General features: G+C 74.3%; 13 protein-coding genes and 1 pseudogene. 10 read left to right on the forward strand and 4 right to left on the reverse strand.

The genetic code is table 11. The features are described from left to right. The first annotated feature begins 432 nt into the window (after positions 1-432). The 7 genes from ABD339_RS16815 (at position 433) to ABD339_RS16845 (ending at position 8,428) form a co-directional block, all read left to right on the forward strand. Positions 433-1,578 carry an ACP S-malonyltransferase gene (locus ABD339_RS16815; RefSeq protein ID WP_344566847.1) on the forward strand — a complete coding sequence of 382 codons (1,146 nt, stop codon included), beginning with the start codon at positions 433-435 and terminating at the stop codon, positions 1,576-1,578. After that, a complete protein-coding gene (locus ABD339_RS16820; protein WP_344566848.1) occupies positions 1,575-3,572 on the forward strand; it encodes an acyl-CoA dehydrogenase family protein in 1,998 nt (665 codons plus the stop codon). The genes ABD339_RS16815 and ABD339_RS16820 overlap by 4 nt, the downstream gene beginning before the upstream one ends. Positions 3,573-3,694: 122 nt before the next feature. Next, positions 3,695-4,729 (forward strand): 3-oxoacyl-ACP synthase III family protein, encoded by a 1,035-nt coding sequence (locus ABD339_RS16825; protein ID WP_344567049.1) that lies wholly within the window; start codon positions 3,695-3,697, stop codon positions 4,727-4,729. Between the two features lie 65 nt (positions 4,730-4,794). Then, positions 4,795-5,667 (forward strand): SDR family NAD(P)-dependent oxidoreductase, encoded by an 873-nt coding sequence (locus ABD339_RS16830; RefSeq protein WP_344567050.1) that lies wholly within the window; start codon positions 4,795-4,797, stop codon positions 5,665-5,667. Positions 5,668-5,671: 4 nt separating this feature from the next. Then, entirely contained in the window at positions 5,672-6,763 is a 1,092-nt protein-coding gene (locus ABD339_RS16835) for a beta-ketoacyl-ACP synthase III (protein WP_344566850.1), read from the forward strand. A 151-nt stretch (positions 6,764-6,914) separates the two neighbouring features. Continuing rightward, positions 6,915-7,184, forward strand: coding sequence for an acyl carrier protein (locus tag ABD339_RS16840; RefSeq protein ID WP_344566852.1), 270 nt, complete (start codon positions 6,915-6,917; stop codon positions 7,182-7,184). Beyond that, positions 7,181-8,428, forward strand: a complete 1,248-nt coding sequence (locus ABD339_RS16845; RefSeq protein ID WP_344566854.1) for a beta-ketoacyl-[acyl-carrier-protein] synthase family protein — start codon at positions 7,181-7,183, stop codon at positions 8,426-8,428. The genes ABD339_RS16840 and ABD339_RS16845 overlap by 4 nt, the downstream gene beginning before the upstream one ends. 154 nt (positions 8,429-8,582) lie before the next feature. On the opposite strand, the gene ABD339_RS16850 is transcribed toward ABD339_RS16845, so the two are convergent. The 3 genes and pseudogenes from ABD339_RS16850 to ABD339_RS16860 all read right to left on the reverse strand — a co-directional run. Continuing rightward, positions 8,583-9,773, reverse strand: a complete 1,191-nt coding sequence (locus ABD339_RS16850) for a hypothetical protein (RefSeq protein WP_344566855.1) — start codon at positions 9,771-9,773, stop codon at positions 8,583-8,585. A 1,190-nt stretch (positions 9,774-10,963) separates the two neighbouring features. Continuing rightward, positions 10,964-12,034: a hypothetical protein gene (locus ABD339_RS16855; RefSeq protein WP_344566856.1), complete on the reverse strand. Its 1,071-nt coding sequence runs from the start codon at positions 12,032-12,034 to the stop codon at positions 10,964-10,966. A 235-nt stretch (positions 12,035-12,269) separates the two neighbouring features. Next, positions 12,270-12,494 (reverse strand): annotated as a pseudogene (locus tag ABD339_RS16860) (hypothetical protein); the annotation flags it as partial. A 24-nt stretch (positions 12,495-12,518) separates the two neighbouring features. Between ABD339_RS16860 and ABD339_RS16865 the strand changes: the two are divergent. From ABD339_RS16865 to ABD339_RS16875, 3 genes are read left to right on the forward strand one after another with little or no spacing between them, the layout of a single operon-like run. Further along, positions 12,519-14,447, forward strand: a complete 1,929-nt coding sequence (locus ABD339_RS16865) for an SDR family NAD(P)-dependent oxidoreductase (protein ID WP_344566857.1) — start codon at positions 12,519-12,521, stop codon at positions 14,445-14,447. Positions 14,448-14,484: 37 nt separating this feature from the next. Continuing rightward, complete coding sequence (locus ABD339_RS16870; protein WP_344566858.1) at positions 14,485-15,357, forward strand: alpha/beta fold hydrolase; 873 nt, start codon at positions 14,485-14,487, stop codon at positions 15,355-15,357. Then, positions 15,333-15,677, forward strand: a complete 345-nt coding sequence (locus ABD339_RS16875) for an acyl carrier protein (RefSeq protein ID WP_344566860.1) — start codon at positions 15,333-15,335, stop codon at positions 15,675-15,677. Before ABD339_RS16870 ends, ABD339_RS16875 begins: the two co-directional genes overlap by 25 nt. Here the strand turns inward: ABD339_RS16875 and ABD339_RS16880 are convergent. After that, a complete protein-coding gene (locus ABD339_RS16880; protein ID WP_344566861.1) occupies positions 15,674-16,594 on the reverse strand; it encodes a LysR family transcriptional regulator in 921 nt (306 codons plus the stop codon). The two genes, ABD339_RS16875 and ABD339_RS16880, sit on opposite strands and share 4 nt — an antisense overlap. Between the last annotated feature and the right edge of the window lie 4 nt (positions 16,595-16,598).

Genomic DNA, 16,598 nt, shown 5'->3' on the forward strand with positions numbered 1-16,598 from the left:
CGGCGAAGGGCCGTTCCTGGCCCTGGCCCTGGACGTCCGGTCCAGCGCTTCCGCCCCTCTCCGTCCCCCCTCCGCCCCCTCCCAGTCCTCTCTCCCGGCCCGCGCGGGCCCTGGGCTTTCAACGCGTTCACGCCTTGGCCGCGGGCAGTAGTCGTCGCCACGCCCGCGGGTGTGTTTCGGTGGAAGCAATCCCGGACGGAACCCCCTCCGCACAGGGCCGGATGAGCCTCCGGAGCGTGCGCGTGGGAGTCCCGGCCGGGCGTTGCCCGGGCGTCCTGCGATGCCGATCCGGTCGGCGACGGCCGGCGGCCGTGTGCGCCGAAGCGGCGCGTCCCTTCCGCGTCAGAAGGCCCGGCTCCCTTGCCGCACCCAGGTGGGCGCCCTTTCCCGAGTACGGAGAGCGGCTGCTCCCTGTAAGGAGGAGAGAGGAACATGCCACGAGGATGTGACCCATCGGATGTGCCGGGGCCCCGGGGGCAGTTGCCCGGTACCGTCCTCCAGCAGCCGTCCGAGGCCGTCGTCCACCTGTTCCCCGGGCAGGGGGACTTCGCCATCTCCCCGCTGGCCCGGGCCATCCGCGAGCACCCCGTGGTACGCGCGGCCGTGACCGAGGTGTTCGCGCAGGTGGACGAGGCCAGCAGCCAGTACGGGATCCCGGCGCTGGGGGCCGCGCTGCTGGGAGACGCGCCGCCGAGCGGGCGGGAGCTGGCCGCCGCGCCGATCGGCACCCCCCAAGTGGCGCTGTTCGGCGCGTCCATGGCGATCCACCGCGCGCTGTGCGCGATCGGTGCGGCGCCCCAGCGGATGGTCGCCGTCAGCTTCGGGGAGATCGCCGCCCTCACCGCGGCGGGAGTCTTCGGCATACCCGAGGGCACCCACATCGCCTGCCGGCTCTCGCGCTACCTGAGCCGCTGCCGTGGCGGCATGACCTTGGTCGCGGCGGGACCCGCCGCAGCCGGGCAGCTGATCGCCGCAGCCGCCACCGCGCGGGTGGCCGTGGCCTGCGTCAACGACCCGGAGGAGACCGTCCTCAGCGGACCTGCCCAGGAACTCGAACGGGTGGAGGAGCACGCGGCGGAGCAGGGCGTGGACGCCGTCCGTCTCCGGCTGCCCTTCGCCTCCCACCACCCCGCGCTCGCCCACCAGGCCAAGGAGTTCGCCGCGTCGATCCGGACCCTGCCGCGCCGCCCGGCCCACACCCCGGTCCACTCGGCCGTCCACGGCGGGCCCTACGGCCGGGGCGACGATGTGTACCAGGGACTGGCCGCCTGCCTGACGAGCCCGGCCCGGCTGCCCGAAGTCCTCCGCCCCGCGGTGGCCTCCGGTCCGGCCCTGCTGCTGGAGGCCGGCACGGGAGCGGCCCTCACCCGCAACGCCCGGCGTGTCCTCGCCCAGCGGGAGCACGCCCAACGGGAAGAAACCGTCGTGGCGCGCAGCCCGCTGGGCGACCCGGACTTCCCCTGGGAGCGCCCCGAACGCCTGGGCCCGTCCGCCGCCGTCCCGTGGGCCCGGCCGCACACGGCTCACCGCGCGCCGCAGGGAGAGGCTCACCGCGCGCCACAGGGAGAGACCGCATGACCTCCACTGCCCACGCCCCGACCGCCTCCGGCACCCTGCCGCTGCTGCCCGAGCACATAGAAGATCCGTTACGGACGCCCCAGGGGCAGTGCGTCGCGGACGCACTCGGCCCCGTCCGCCCGCCCGAACCGGGGGAGGGGACGCCCCGCAACGAGACGGCACACCACGAACTGGAGCGGCTGGCCAGGGCACTGCCACCCGCCCGGGAGCTGCTGCGCGACCCCGCGTGGATGGCCGCACTGAGTGCCTGCAGCGCGCTCGTGGACCCGGCGCTGTACATGACCCTCGTCAACCACTACATCCTGTGCCTGGGCTCCGTCACCGCCTCGGCCGGTGAGCGGCAGCTGCGCACCGCCGAACTCGGGCGGGTGGTCGAAGAGTTGGAGAGCGGCCACCGCAAGGGAGTGTTCCTGGTCACCGAGATCGGCGACGCCAACAGCCACCTGGCGCTGCGTACCACCGCCCAGTACGACGCGCACAGCGGAGAGTTCGTGCTGCGCACGCCCGACGACGGAGCCCTGAAGTTCTCCAGCGTCGGGGCGGAGGGCAGGCCGCAGTCGGCGGTGGTGTGCGCCCGCCTGATGGTGGACGGGATCTGCCGAGGCGTCCACCCCTTCCTGGCCGACCTGTGCGACGAGCACCGCACCGCCCCCGGGGTCCAGATCTCCAGCGCACTGGGCGTGGAGGCCCTCCCGCTGGAGTACGCGCTCGTGCGGTTCGACGGCGCGCGGCTGCCCTACGACCGCTGGCTGCGCGGCAAGGCCCGCATCGATGCCGACGGATGCTTCCACGACCCCCTCGGCGACCCGGACCGCGCCCTCCAGCGCACGCTGGATGTCGGCCGGCGGCTGTGGGCGACGGTGCCCTCCGCCGCCGCGGCGGCGACCCGGGCCTCCGCCGTCGCTGCGCTGCGCCACTCCCAGCACCGGCGCTCCCACGGCCGGCTCGCCCCGGAAGCCCCGGTGCTGGCCTACAGCACCCAGCAGCGCGCACTCCTGGGCGCGCTGGCGGAGGCGTACGCGCTCAGCTGCGCGTCGGCCACCGCGCTGGACATCTGGCAGCGCTCGGAGGGCGCCCGCACGGACTTCGCCGCCGAAACCTCCACCGGAGGGGACCCGGCGGGGACGGCGGACCTCTCTGGGGAGAAGACCGCGGAGAAGTCCGGGGAGAACACCAAGAAGGACACCGGGCAGGACGGCGCGCAGGAGAGCGCGGCGGGGGCGGGCCCGGCGTTCTCCCCCTGGGCCGGGGTGGACCGCCGGCTGTCCGCGCTCAAGGCGATGGCGGTGGACGGCGCGGCCCGGAGCATCGCCGAATGCCGCCGCCGCTGCGGTCTCCCCGGCTACCTCACCGTCAACCGGCTCAGCGGATACGCCGGGTTCACGGACGCGTTCGGCGCGGCCGGCGGTGACAACCGGCTCATCCTGCTGGACATCGGCTGCGCCCTGGCGGACGAGGACGCCCCGGCGGGCGCCGACGCCGCTCTCCGCGCGGCCGACCCCGACGACCCCGCCTGGTGGCTGAGGACCGTCAGCGCCCTGGAGCGGCGGCTGACGGCACGCCTGCGGGCAGCGCTCGACGAACGCCGCCAACAGGGGCTCGACGGCATGGAACTGTGGAACCCGCTGCTGGAGCGGGCCCGGCAGCTGGGCGAGGTCCACACCCTCCGGCTCGCCGCGCAGTCCGTCGCCGAGGCGGTGCGCACAGCCCGGAACCCCCACCCGGCCCAAGGCACCCTGGCCGCCCTCTACGGAACGGCGCAGGCCCTACGGCTGGCCGGTCCGCTCCAGTGGGCAGGCGTCCTCTCCTGCGAGACCGCCGCCGCACTGGAGACGGCGGCGACCCGGCAGTGCGACCGACTCGCCCCGTATCTCGACGAGCTGGCCGGCGCCCTCGCCCCGCCGGACTGGATTTCCCCCACTCCGCTGGAGGCCCCCGACTACGCGGCGGCGCTCCGCTCCACCCGAACCTGGCCCGACGGAGGACGCTCGTGAACGGCACCTTTCCCCCCGACCTGCCTTCTGAGCCTGCCCCGCCTGCTGTGCCGACTCCGGCTTCCCCGCCCTCTTCCGCTCCCGCCGCACCCCGAGCCTCCGCCGCCCCCGAGGGGTCCGGCATCGGGGTGCTGGGCATGGGCACCTATCTGCCCGCCCGGCAGCGCTCGAACGAAGAGGTCGCCGCCGCGGCGGGCGTGAGCCCCGCCTGGATCTCCCAGCGCACCGGGGTGCACACGCGCCATGCCGCCGCCCCGGACGAGGCCGCCTCCGACATGGCAGCCGCCGCCGTACGCTCCGCCGTGGCCGCGGCCGGCCTCGATGCGGGCCAGTTGGACCTGCTGGTACTGGCCACCTCGACCCCCGACGAACTGGGCCCGGCCACCGCCTGCCGAGTCCAGGCCCTCACCAAGGCGCGCAACGCCGTCGCCTTCGACGTCAGCGCCGCCTGCTCGGGCTGGCTGTTCGGGGCCCGCGTCGCGCACGATCTCCTGCGGGGCGACACCGGCGCCCGCTACGCGGCCGTCGTCGGCGTCGAGGCGTACTCCAAGTTCCTCGACCCCGCCGACCGGGGCACCGCCGTCCTGTTCGCCGACGGCGCCGCGGCCGCCGTGCTGGGCCCGGTGCCCGCCGGCGAGGGGTTCGCCGACTTCCGCCTCGGCTCCGACGGGGTCCTGGCCGACAACGTGCTGATCCCCGCGGGCGGGAGCCGGACCCCGGCCGGCACCGGCACGGTCGCCGAGGGCCGGCACACCATCCGCATGGACGGGCGTGCCGTACGGGACTTCATCGTCGAGATGTTCCCCCGCATCGTCTCCGAGAGCCTGACCCGCAACCGGCTGCGGATGGCGGACATCGAGGCGTTCATCGTCCACCAGCCCAACCCCAGGCTGCTGCGCTCGGTCGGCACGGAGCTGGGCGTCCCGCCCGGCCGGCTGCCGATCGTCGCGGACGAGGTCGGCAACATCGGCGCGGCCTCGACGCCGTACGCGCTGGCCACGTCGGCCGTGAACGGCCCGCTGCGGCAAGGGGACCGCCTCCTCCTGGCCGCCATCGGCGCCGGCATGACCTGGGGCAGCGCCCTGCTCACCTGGAGCGGCGCACCTGTCATCCGTACCGCCCCCACCGCTGACCCCCTGCAAAGGAGCACGCGTTGAACGGCACACCGCAACCTGAACAGGCCCCCGAAGCAGCCCCCGCCCCCGACGCAGCCCCCGCCCACGTGCCCGCCTCCGCAGCCGCGCCCCGTCCCGGCGCCACCGCCGAGGCGTTCCGGATCGAAGGCGCCCGCGCGCTGGTGACCGGCGCCTCGCGCGGCATCGGGCGGGCCGTCGCCCTCGCCTTCGCCGACGCCGGGGCCGACTTGGCACTCTCGGCGCGGAACGAGGACGCGCTCAAGGACACCGCGGCCGAGGTCACCCGCCGAGGACGGAAGGCCGTCCTGGTGCCCGGCGACTTCGCCCGGCCCGCCGCGGCGGGCGAGGTGGTCGACGAGGCGGCCGGGGCACTCGGCGGGCTCGACACCCTCGTCCACAACGCCGGCACCCTGCCCGTCGACTCCGAGGGCGCACCGAAGCTCGCGCCGCTCCAGCACGCCCGGCAGCAGGAGTGGGACCCGGTGATCACCGTCAACCTGAACTCCACGGCCGCGCTGTGCCGCCGCGCACACCCGCACCTGGCGGCCTCCTCACGAGCGAGCCTGGTGCTGATGTCCTCGATCGCCGGAGTGGTCGGCACACCCACGATGGAGGCGTACGCGGCGACCAAGGCGGCACAGATCTCCCTGGCCCGCAGCCTCGCCGTCGGCTGGGCGCGAGAGGGCATCCGCGTCAACGCGCTGTGCCCGGGCTGGACCCGCACCGACATGACCGCCTTCGCCACCGAGGCCGCCCCGCTGTCCGACTGGCTGATGGCGCACGTCCCGATGGGCCGCTGGGCCGAACCCGAAGAGGCCGCGTGGGCCGCGCTGTACCTGGCCTCACCCGCGGCGGCCTTCCTGACCGGCCAGGCCCTGCTGCTGGACGGCGGGGTGTCCGTACCCGACGGGGGACTGGCCGGCATTCCCAAGCCCGCCTCCCCCTTCGCCGAGGCGTGAGCCGATGACCGCCCACAGCACCTCCTCCGCCGCCACCACCCGGACCGGTACCGGTGCCGGGGGGCGCGCCGCCGTGGTGTGCGGCATCGGCTCCTCGCTGCCGCCACAGGTGCGGAGCAACGCGGATGTGGCACGTGAGGGCGCGCTCGCCACCGACGACGAGTGGATCCGTACGCGTACCGGCATCGCGCACCGCCGCCGGGCCGCCGACGGCGTCGCCACCGGAGACCTCGCGGCTGCGGCGGGGCGCCGCGCACTGGAGTCCTCCGGGGGCGCGCCCCCCGACATGCTGCTCCTGGCCACCACGACGCCGGACCGGCGCTGCCCCGCCACCGCCCCCGGGGTGGCCCACAGCCTGGGCCTGGGCACCATCGCCGCCTTCGACCTGTCCGCCGTCTGTTCGGGCTTCGTCTACGCCCTGACCGTCGCCACCGGGATGGTGCGCTCCGGTGTGTGCGAGCGGCCTTTGGTCATCGGCGCCGAGACGTACTCGACCATCGTCGATCCGCGCGACCGGGACACCGCCGTCGTGTTCGGCGACGGCGCGGGAGCGGTGCTGCTGCGCGCCGGGGACCAGGGACAGCGGGAGCCGGGCGAGGTCATCGCCTGGGACCTCGGCGCCGACGGGTCGGGAAGCGACCTGATCTCCATCGCGGCAGGCGGTTCGAGCGCCCCCGACAGAGGGGCCGAACTCCCGCGCGACAAGCGGTTCTTGCGGATGCGCGGCCGGGAGGTCTACGCCCACGCGGTACGCCGGATGACGCAGTCCTCGCGCACCGCGCTGGACAGGGCCGGCTGGGAGCCCCCGGCGCTCGGCGCGTTCATCGGCCACCAGGCCAACCAGCGCATCCTGGACACGGTCGGCGACCGCCTCGGTATCCCGCCCCGCCACAGGTACGGCAACATCCGCGACGTCGGCAACACCGCCGCCGCCTCCGTGCCCCTGGCGCTCGCCGACACCGCCGCCCACGCCCGGGTACGGCCGGGCACACCCACCTTGCTGACCGCCTTCGGAGGCGGGCTGACCTGGGGCTCGGTCGCCCTGACCTGGCCCACGGCCCGCCCCGCGCACAACCCGCGGCCACCGTGTGACTGACACGCGCGCGCGGCCCACCCCGGAGGCGCCGCGCGAACGGCCCGGCCGGTACGAACACTTCGTCCGGCCCGAGCAGCCCGAGCGGCTGAATGGCCCCGACCGGCGCACCGCCGGCAGCGGACCTACGACCGAAACCAGGAAAGGAAGCCCCATGGACTCCGTCCACGGCTACGTGATCGCCGTGCTCACCGAAAAATTCGAAGTCCCCTCCGACAGCATCCGGCCCGGCCTCACCCTCGCCGAACTCGGCCTGGACTCCCTCGCCGTCACCGAACTCCTCGTCACACTCCAGGAGCACTACGGCACCTCGGCCCCGGAAGACGCCCTCAGCGCCGAGGCCACCCCCGAGGACCTCGCCGCGCTGCTGCGGGGCCTGCTGGAGGGGACGGGCCGGCCGGCCGGGCAGGCGGGGGAGGAGTGAGCGGCACGCGCACCGGCCGGCCGGCGGCGGTCACCGGCATCGGCCTGGTGACACCTGCGGGCGTGGGCGCCCAGGAGACCTGGCGCCGGGTGTGCGCCGGCCGTCCGGCCACCGCCGAGGACCCCGAACTGGCCAGGGCACCGGTGAACCTGTCCTGCCGGGTGCGCGGATTCGACCCGCGCCGCCACGTGGGCGGCACCCGGCCCTGGCAGGACGACAGGTTCACCCAGTTCGCCCTGGCCGCGGCCCGGGAAGCGGTACAGGACGCCGCGCTGGATCCGCGCGGCTGGGACGGCGCGCGGATCGCCGTCGTGCTCGGCTCCGCGGCGGGCGGCATCGGCACCTACGAGACCCAGCACAACAAGCTCATGGACACCGGCCACCGCGCGGTCTCCCCGCTCACGCTGCCCGCCTTCCTGCCCAACATGGCCGCGGGCCGCCTCGCCATCGACCTGGGCGTCCACGGGCCGGTGCTGCACACCGCGACCGCCTGCGCCTCCGGGGCGACCGCTCTGGCCACCGCCGCCATGCTGCTGGACAGCGACGCCTGCGACATCGCCGTGGCCGGCGGCAGCGACGCCATGGTGACGCCCCTGTGCGCGACCGCGTTCGCCGCCGCGGGCGCCCTCTCCCGCCACGACGGCGATCCGGCGGGCGCCTCGCGCCCCTTCGACGCCGCACGGGACGGCTTCGTACTGGCCGAAGGCGCCGGGGTGCTGGTGCTGGAGCGGGCGGCGGACGCGAACGCCCGGCGCGCCCCCGTACGGGCCCTGCTCGCCGGGCACGGCTCGACGGCCGACGCCCACCACGCCGTGGCCCCCCGGCCGGACGGCCGCTGGCTGCGCGCCGCGGCGGAGCAGGCCCTCGCCCGGGCCGGCGCCGCTCCCGCCGACGTCGATCACGTCAACGCCCACGGCACCGGCACCCAGCTCAACGACGGAACCGAAGCCGCCGTGCTGCGCGAACTCTTCGGCTCCGGCGGCCCCTCCGTCACCTCCGCCAAGGGCGTCCTCGGTCACACGATGGGCGCCGCGGGCGCGGTGGAAGCCGCGCTCACGGCCTTGACCGTGCAGCGGGCAACAGTGCCGCCGACCGCCAACTTCCACAAGCCCGACCCCGGTACCTCGGACCTCGACATCGTGTATGGGGCAGCACGGCCGCAGCCGGTGGGGCTGGCCCTCAGCAACTCCTCCGGGTTCGGAGGGCACAACGTGGTGCTCGCGTTCACCCCGTCGAACGGCTAGCCACCCCCTGGCCGCCTCCCCTGCCCGGCGACGTGGGCGGACAGCAGCCGCAGCGCGTCGGCCGAAGCGGCATCCTCCGGGTGACGCGCGGTACCGCCGGTCGCCTGCCTTGGGCCCGGAGACGGGCCGCGGCAGCGCCCGCCGGGGCCGGCGGTCACTGCCGCGGCGGACGCCTCGTCGCCCCCTTGAATCGTCCCAGCACCTGACCGAGGGCGCCGGTGGCACTGTCCGGCCGGGCGGCCGGGTCGGCGGGCGGGCCGCCCGCCGGAGCCGCGCCGCCCGCGGCGGCAAGCTCGCCGCGGGCCCGCTCCGCTTCTTTCCGGTACAGGTCACGGGATTCGGTCATGGCGTCGAGGGCCTCGGCGTACCGCTGGACCAGCCCCCGGGCGCGGATCAGTTCCTCCTCCGGGGTCAGCAGATGCCAGCGCTCCCGCAGAAGGCGCAGGGCCTGCCCGGCTTCGGCGCTCAGCGCCTGCGGCAGGGCCGCGAACGCCGTGATCCGCCAGATCAGCTCTGTCGGCTCGGAACTGTCCAGGAAGAGATTGCGCACCGTGAAGCGGTCCGCGTCATAGGAGGGGTCCGGCGGCAGCGCCGGAAGCACGACAGCCCCGCCGCGCGGTACCTGTACACGCAGATCCTTCAGCGCCCAGTTGACGATCTGGGCCTGCTCCGGGGAAGCGCGGTGCTCCACCACACGGTGGCGCAGGCTCGGCGGCAGGAAGGAGGCCATCGGACGGCGGCCCCGCTCGTCGGGGGTCATGGCCTCGTGGATGACAACGTGGATGTTCCAGCTCTCGCGGGCGCAGTCCTTGAGGAGACGCCGCATTTCCTTGTCGTCCTCCGGGAGCCGGTGTGTGGCCCGCAGACGAGGGCCCGGCACCATGTCGTGGTCCCATTCGACGAGGTCGCTGTCGGGCCAGAACATGGTGGCGGGGGACGGCCACGGCAACTCCCACGGACGCTCGGCTTCCGCAGCGAGCACCCAGTTGACCGCCTCGCCGCGCCTGCGCCGCTCCGCGACCTCGAACGTGGACAACTGGGCACGCACGGTGACCTCGTCGGCCTCATCGGCCACGCGCCAGCGGGCCTCGAAGACCCGCCGGGCTGAGGCGTCGAGGGTGGGGGCGTCCTCCTGGCCGTCGAAGGGGTCGGGGATACCGCCGACTGCCGTCGAGGCGGCGTCGGAGGGGTCGAGGTCGAGGAAATCGTCGATCACCCCGGCGGCCCGGAGCGCGATCAGATTGCGGCGGATGTCCTGCTCGGGGGTGGGCCCGAGATGGCGTCCGCGCCCCAGCCACACCGTCTCGGGGGTGATGGGGGAGGAGGCGTTATCGGTCTTCGGCATGACGTCGATCTGTGTGTGGGGGGCGCGCGTACGGTGCCCAGTATGGCGGTCCCCTGGACGGGGCGTACGGCTGTTGCGGGTGTGCGCCTCCCGCGGGCCCTTTCGTTCCGGGCTCGCGGGCGGCGCACGTGTACTCCGGAAGGAAGATCCGGGCGGCCTGGCCGGTTGACATCGGGCGGGCCCGGTCTCCGGCAGAACCGCGTACAGGCGCTCAGGTGTTCAGGCGCCTACCGTGTGTGACCACGTGTGTGTTTCCGGGAGGGAATGCTTTGCTCATGCCGTGCCGGCCGCTCCTGGCCACTGGAAGAGCTTCCGAAGGAAGAGCCCCCGGGCCGCGGCCTTGATGCGGACGGCAGCGGGCCGGAATCCCGTAAGGCACGCGCGGCGTGGGCGGCCTGCGGGACTTCCGGAGCCTGTGCGGATTGCGGAGTCTGTGCGTGTTGCGGAGTCTGTGCGGCTTGTGAGGCGAAGGACTCCCGGAGCCGGACAAGTCTCGGGCCCGGTTCCTCCAGAGCTATGGAATAGGCCGCCGAGGCCCGTTCGACGGCCCTGGCCGCCCGCTGGTCGGTGGGGACGATGCGCCCCCAGCCTTGCGGCCCCTGAGCGGCCAGCCACTCGCGTGCTTGCCGCCACACTTCCACGTTTTCCTGCGCCTGCTTACATCTTTCTAAGGCCGCGTGGGTGTTGAGCGCATCGTTCTCGGGGGTTTCGCTCAAGACGCCGGAAATCGCGGCGTAATCCTCCTGCGCATGCCGCGCCGCCTGTTGGGCCTCTAACAGCAATGAGTAAGCGACCTTGGCGGGACTTTCCGGCGAGACGTCCAGGAGAGCTTGCTCGGACGCCCTCTCCATGGCCTTGCGCCGAAGATCGTGGTTCCTTTGGGGCATCGAATGCCATGCCTTTCCGTAGCGTGCTGGGGCCTCGGGGGAGGTGCCGCATCCGGATCCGGCCCGTCCGCCCAGTTGCCCGGCCGCCCCGGCAGTCGGAGAGTGCGCAGCGGTGCGGGCTCTCCCCGAACGGGAGTAACGGATCATCGACACGAGCAGTTCAGCGGATGCCTCTCCTCCGCATTCTTTCCTCCGAGGCGACGGCCCGCCGGCCTCCGGGAGAACGCCCGCAACGGGGCGGCATCGCGCGGCGCCCACGGTGGGCGGCGGGCCGGGCGCTTCAGTGCGCGGCCACGTACGCCGTCAGGCGTGCCATGTTGGCGGTGAACGCGGAGGTGGTGATCCCCTCGGGCCGCTCGCGCGGGATGTACGGGGCCCCTCCGGCGGGGCGCGCGGGTCGTAAGGGGAGGTGTCGTAGAGATCGCCGACATGCCGGCTCATGTACGCCTTCCCGTTGTACGGAGCGGCGGGGGCCGGGCCACGGTAGGGATCGGTGACCGCGTCGATGGGCGAGAGCCAGTGGTCCCTGGTGCCGAGGCCGGCGATCAGCCCGGCCGCCTGCTCGTCGCTGACCTCGGGCAACGGCACGGTGGCCCCGCGGAAGAGGTCGTCGAGGGCGAGATCGCGGAAGGTGAAGTAGCGCGGCAGCGGTATCCGCCCCTTCGCCGTCAGGGGCGAGCGGGATTCGAGGTCCGCCACCTCGGCGGGCGTCATCGCCATGAGGCTGTCGTACGTACGGCGCAGCGCTGCCGTATCCACGCTCCGGCCGCCGGAGTAGTGGCTCAGCGTGTCGTGGTGGTCGTAGTCGTGGTAGTAGGCGCCTTTGCGGATGTGGGAGCCGAAGCGGTGTACGAACCGAGCGCGGTTGCTGCCCAGTTCGACGAAGGTCGGGTGGGTGCGGGAGGCGAGCAGCGGGTTCTCGGCCTTCTGCCGGCCGGTCAGCGGACAGCTCTCCAGCCAGGCGACGGCTTCCGGCACACGCCGCAGGAAGGCGTGGTCCCCGGTGAGCCGGAAGTAGGCGAACAACTGGTGGATGTTGGTCTGCGTGGTGTGCGTAGCCAGCGCCCGCGGCTCGTACGACCGCGCTCCCGCCGGCGCTCCGGCGGGCCTGCCACGGGCCGCCCGCGCGAGGTGCTGAAGCCCCCAGCCGGCCTGCGGTCCGGGCTGCTGCGTGCGCCGCAGACAGGCCATCGCGCGGCGCACGGGCTGTATGAGATCCGTCCTGCCCGGCGTGGATACGCACATCAGCAGGAACTTGACGTTCTCGCCGAGCACGTCGTCGCTGAAGGTGACGTGGCCGGTGTAGTCGCCGTCCTCCATGCCGTGACGGACGCCGGCGGGCAGCCACGGCGGGAGGTGTTCCGGCCACGGCATGCGGCTGACCGAACCGTGGAAGGCGGGGAAGCGCTGCGGCCGGCCCCCGTCGGCGACACCGTCGAGGAACTGGGCCTTGAGGACGAAGCCGATCGCCCGGTCGAGGGCTTCGCCGATGCGCGGATTCCGGCGCTCCTGCTAGAGCCGCAGCAGCAGTTGGGCGGCCGTGGAGGTGCCCGCGTCGTCGAAGGTGGCGTTGCCGTAGTAGTGCTGGAACTCCTCCAGCCGCCACCCGTTCGCCGAACGCGTGCGCCGCTGCCTCGTCGGGAGTGGGGAAGGGGATCTCGCTCATTCCCTTGAGGAGACCGTCCTTGCTCATTCCCTTGAGGAGACCGTCCTTGATGACGTTCATCGGCCCGGCCAGCCAGTCGGCCTCCTCCTCGGTTTCGGCGCACACCGTCTCCACGCACACCAGTACCCGGGGCCGCGCGCACCAGCGGGACGGGGTGAACGCCGCCCGGCCGCCTCGGTCACTCCGGGGGACGTGGCGCGCGCGAGGGGCGACATCGCCGTGCCGACGGACGCCGAGGGCCGCTGGCGGCCGGGCCTGGGCTGCGCCGGTGTGGTGCTCGCGACCGGGCGGGGCGTCACCGGGCTGCGCCCCGGCCAGCCGGTCTACGGGCTCGCGCCGGGAGCGTGCGCCACCCGAGTACGGGCGCGCGCCGACCTGCTGGCGCCCCTCCCGGAGGGCATGCGCTTCGCGCAGGCGGCGACCCTGCCCGTCGCGTTCCTCACCGCCCGGCGCGCACTGGACCAGCTCGCCCGGCTCGGGCCCGGCGAGACCCTGTTCGTCCCTTGCGCCGGAGGCGGCATCGCCCTCGCGGCCGTCTGCCACGCCCGGCAAGCCGGTGCCGAGACCCTCGTCGCCGCCGAACAGGAGGCCGACCGCGACATGCTGCGGGCGGCCGGTGTACGCGAGGTCTTCGACAGCGCCGATCCCGCCCTCGACCGGCACCTGCGGCTGCTCACCGGAGACGGCCCCGACGTGGTGCTCGACTGCGCCGGGCCGATCGCCCCCGACGCGGCGGAACTGCTGCCTCCAGGGGGCCGCCTGGTCCGCGTCCTCCAGGGGGCGGCAGGCGACCGGATGCCGCGTCCCCGGCACAGCGACGCCCTCCTGGCCTCGGTGGACACCGAGTGGGCCGTCACCGCACGGCCCGAGGCGGCTGCGGCCCTGTTCACGGACGTCGCCGCGCGGGTGGCCGAAGGCACCTACCGCCCGCTGCCCTTCACCTGCCATCAGGCCGCACGGGCCGCTGAAGCGTTCGAGTGGCTGCACGCGGGCTTCAGCACCGGGCACACGGTCCTGGACCTCAGCGCCCTCCCCCGTGTCCGGCAGCGGCACCGCGCCCTGACCCTCGACGATCGGGGCGGCTACCTCATGACGGGCGGGCTCAGCGGCCTCGGCGCCGAGACCGCCCGCTGGTTGGCGGCCCGGGGCGCCCGGCACCTGGCCCTGGTGAGCCGCAGCGGCCCGGCCGCCGAAGGCGCCCGGGAACTCCTCGCCGCGCTCCGCGAACAGGGCGCGCACGCCACGGCGCACGCCGCCGATGTGACCGAGCCGCGACAGGTACGCAAGCTCGTCGCGGAACTGGCGGCGGCGGGCACACCGCTGCGCGGCGTCATCCACGCGGCGGCCGTACTGCGGGACGCGCCCTTCGACGACGGCGACGAAGAAGCGGACCGCGCCCCTCTCGCGCCCAAGCTGACCGGAACCCGGGCAGTGGATACCGCCACCCGGGAATCGTGCCTGGACTTCTTCGTCGTCTACTCCTCGGTGACCCACACCATCGGCAACCCGCACCAGGCCACCTACGCGGCGGGCAACGCCGCGGCCGAGGCCGTCGTGCGAGAGCGCCGCAAGGCCGGACTGCCCGGCCTCGCCGTGCAGTGGGCGGGCATCGAAGGGGTCGGCGCGCTCGCTGACCCGGTGCTCGCGCGGAGTCTCACGAGCCGGGGCATGGGCCTGGTCACCCCGCGGCAGGCATTCGCCGCGCTGGAAGAACTGCTCGGCAGCGACGCCGAGATGAGCGCCGTCCTCAACTGCGACTGGGAGCGGATGGCCGAAGTCCGCTCCCACATCCGGGCGCGCCCCCGGCTGCGCCACCTCGCCCCGCACGCCGAGCACATCGGCCACACCACGCCGGAGGCACGGCGAGACCGGCTCACCCAGGGCCCTCTCCCGCAGGCACACAGCGTGGTGGCCGAGGAGATGCTGACCCGGCTGACCGGCCGTGTCCTGGGCGCCCCGCCCGGCGGCATCGACCGCAGCCGCACCCTCGACCACCTCGGCATCGACTCCATCATGGCCACCGAGCTGATCGGCGCGATCCGCAAGGAGTTCGGCCGCGAAATGGCCGCTCTCGAGGTCGCCTCCGGACCTCGCTCGCCGAGCTGGCCACGCGCGTGGTGACGCGGCTGCGCGAGCGCGAGGCCGCCGGGGAGCCACGATGAGGCTGCACATGAGGAGCTGGGGCCAGGGCGAGCGCACCGCGTTGCTCGTACACGGCCTCGCCGCCGACTCGGGCACCTGGGAGGACGTCGCGGCCCGCATCGCCCGGCTCGGCTACCGCGTACTCGCCCCCGATCTGCGCGGCCACGGCCGCAGCCCCCGCGGCTACTACAGCCCCCGGGCGCTCGCCGACGACCTTCGCCACACCCTGCCCACCGGCGCCGACCTCGCCCTCGGGCACTCCCTCGGCGCGGCACTGCTGGGCCTGGCGGCGGAGTCCCTGGCCGCCCGCCGGCTCGTCTTCGCCGAGCCCTACTGGAACATCGGTGCGGTCACCGATCTGCCCGACGTCCCCTCCGCGAGTCGGCTGATGGGGGCGAGTGCCGAACAGCTGACCGCCCAGCATCCGGACTGGCCGGAGGGGGCCGCCGCCGAGGCAGCGGCCAGGGAGCGCTGGGACCCGCGCGTCATGGTGGACCTGCACGCCTTCGACATGCCGCGCACCCCCCGGTCAGCTCCTGCCCCCTCGCTCGTCCTGCGTGCCGGACTGCCCAGCGTGGCACCGGAGTTGGACGAGACCCAGCTCAAGCGGCGCGGCTTCGAGGTCGTCACCCTCCCGGGGGCCGGACATCTGCTCCACCACGACCAGCCGGAGGAGTTCATGGCCGCGCTGCGGCCGTGGCTGACCGGCGAGACGGCCGCCGACCGCACCGACCGCACCGACCGCGGCCGAACGGACGGGAGTCCGAGGCCCGTTGGGCCTGCCGGACCCGCCCGCCCCACGGGACGTACGGGATTCGCCGGACGTACCGAACTCGTCGAACACCCCGGAAGCGAGGCCCCGGAATGCCGGCCACGGACCCGTCCCTGAACGCCCGACTGCGCGCGATGCCCGCCCCCGAACGGGAGCGCATCCTGCTCGACGTCGTCACCGAATGCACCGCCGGCGTCCTCGGCCACCACGATCCGGCCGAACTGGAGCCGGACCTCTCCTTCCCGGAGGCGGACGTGGACTCCCTCACCGCCACGGAGATCCGCAGCCGTATCGCGGCCCGCGTCGGCATGCCCGTCCCGCGCACCCGCTTCGACGCCCGGACGACCGTCGGCGAGGCGGCCCGGATCCTGAACAGCATGCTCGGGGAATCCGCCACCGCGCCCCCACAGGGCAAAGCTTGCCGGGAGGAGCACTAGCGTCCGGCTGCGGGAAAGGCTTCGGCAGTGGTGCGCAGAGCCTCCAGTACGGGGCTCAGCAGCGGGTGGTCCTCGGCGCCGCGACGGACAGCGGCGAAGACGCGGCGGGTGGGTGCGGCGCCGTCCACCGGCCGGACCGCCGCCTGGGAGAGGTTCATGTCGCGCAGCGCCGAGCGCGGCACCAGAGCCACCCCCGTACCCGCGGCGGCGAGTGCGACCACCGCCCGGAAGTCGTCGGAGGAGTGTTCCAGCCGGGGCTGGAACCCGGCGTACTCGCAGGCCAGCACCATGACGTCGTGGCACGGATTCCCCGGATAGGGGCCGATCCAGGACTCCTGGGCGAGAGCCGACAGCGAGATGGTGGCGGCTGCGGCGAGCGGGTGCTCGCGGGGGAGCACGGCATCGAACGGTTCGGCGTACAGCGGCACGCGCAGCAGTCGCGGGTCCGCGGCGCTCAGCGCGCTGCGGTACTCGACCGCGACGGAGATGTCCGCGCTGCCGTCGAGCACCATGGGCAGGCTCTCATCGCCCTCGGCGTCGCGGACCCGGACGCGGATGCCCGGCGACTTGAGGGCGAGCGCGCTGATGGCCGGGGCCACCACGACACCGATCCCGGTGGCGAAGGCGGCCACCGTGACCTCGCCCTCCTCGCCCGCGGTGTACGCCGCGACCTCGGCCTCGGCCCGCTCCAGCTCGGCCAGCACCGCGCCGGCATGGCGCAGCAGGATGTCCCCGACGGGGGTGAGCCGTACCCCGCGCGTGCCGCGGACGAGGACCTTGTGGCCGGTCTCCTGCTCCAGCGCGGCGATCTGCTGCGAGACGGCGGACGGCGTCAGATACAGCGCGGCTGCCGCGGCGGTCACTGTTCCGTGGTCCGCCACGGCCTGTAGCGTCCGCAGCCGTCTCGCATCGATCACGGCA

Source organism: Streptomyces axinellae, assembly GCF_039532135.1.
Classification (GTDB): domain Bacteria; phylum Actinomycetota; class Actinomycetes; order Streptomycetales; family Streptomycetaceae; genus Streptomyces; species Streptomyces axinellae.